Consider the following 1320-nt stretch of genomic DNA (forward strand, 5'->3'; position numbering starts at 1 on the left):
CTCTACGGCAACCGCATCGAGGGAGTCTCGGCGGCTGAGCAGGACGCGCTGGCGCTGGAGAACCTGGTCTTCGCGGCGCGTGCGGTGGGCAAGGTGGGCGGGACGCTGCTGATCGAGGCGCTCAATGCGCCCGAGTCACCCCAGTGCCCCCTCGTCTCGGCTCCCAAGGCCATCGAGGTCGTGGACGCGGTGAACGCGGCGACGGGGCTGGACAACGCCCGCTTCCTGATGGACCTCTACCACCTGTCCATGAACGACGAGGACCTGGACGAGGTCATCGACCGCTACACCGCCAAGACCGCGCATGTGCAGATCGCCGACAACCCCGGCCGCGGCGCCCCCGGCAGTGGCTCGCTGGACTTCACCGCGCTGCTGGGCCGACTGAAGAAGAACGGCTACGACGGCTGGATCGGCCTGGAATACAAGCCCGGCGACGGACCCAGCGCCGGCGCCTTCGCCTGGCTCCCGGCCCCCCTGCGCGCCGCTAACTGACCCAGCAGCCCCCGGCCCCTGCGTCGCCCGCATGACTTTGAGTGTGAAAGAGGCACCCCTATGAGCAATCTCCCCAAGATCGCGTGGATCGGTCTGGGCATCATGGGCTCCCCCATGGCCGAGAACCTGATCAAGGCCGGCTACTCCGTCACCGGCTACACCTTGGAGGCCGACAAGCTGGAGCGGCTCGCCACGAACGGCGGGACGGCGGCCGGCTCGATCGCCGAGGCCGTCCACGACGCCGACGTCATCATCACCATGGTCCCCGCCTCCCCCCAGGTCGAAGCCATCGCCTACGGCCCCGACGGCATCCTGCACAACGCCAAACAGGGCGCGCTGCTGATCGACATGTCCTCGATCACCCCGCAGACCTCCATCGACCTGGCCACCGCAGCCGGCGACCAGGGCATCCGCGTCCTGGACGCCCCCGTCTCCGGCGGCGAAGCCGGCGCCATCGAAGCCGTCCTGTCCATCATGGTCGGCGGCCAACAAGCCGACTTCGACGCCGCCCGCCCGATCCTTGAGACCCTGGGCAAAACCATCGTCCTGTGCGGCCCCCACGGCTCCGGACAAACCGTCAAGGCCGCCAACCAGCTCATCGTCGCCATCAACATCCAAGCCTGCGCCGAAGCCGTCGTCTTCCTGGAAAAGTCCGGCGTCGACCTCCCCGCCGCCCTCGACGTCCTGAACGGCGGCCTGGCCGGCTCCACCGTCCTTGCCCGCAAGAAGGACAACTTCACCCACCGCGACTTCAAGCCCGGCTTCCGCATCGACCTGCACCACAAGGACATGGGCATCGTCACCGACGCCGCCCGCACCGTCGGCGCC

General features: G+C 68.7%; 2 protein-coding genes. Both read left to right on the top strand.

All coding sequences use genetic code 11. From position 1 onward, the window contains the following. The coding region (locus tag DY245_RS32935) for a TIM barrel protein (protein ID WP_147318388.1) at positions 1-492 on the top strand (492 nt) is incomplete at its 5' end. 60 nt (positions 493-552) lie between these two features. Further along, a partial coding sequence (locus tag DY245_RS32940; RefSeq protein ID WP_128510830.1) for a 2-hydroxy-3-oxopropionate reductase occupies positions 553-1320 on the top strand: 768 nt, incomplete at its 3' end.

It is taken from the genome of Streptomyces inhibens (assembly GCF_003389455.1).
In the GTDB taxonomy this organism is placed as follows: Bacteria; Actinomycetota; Actinomycetes; order Streptomycetales; family Streptomycetaceae; genus Streptomyces; species Streptomyces inhibens.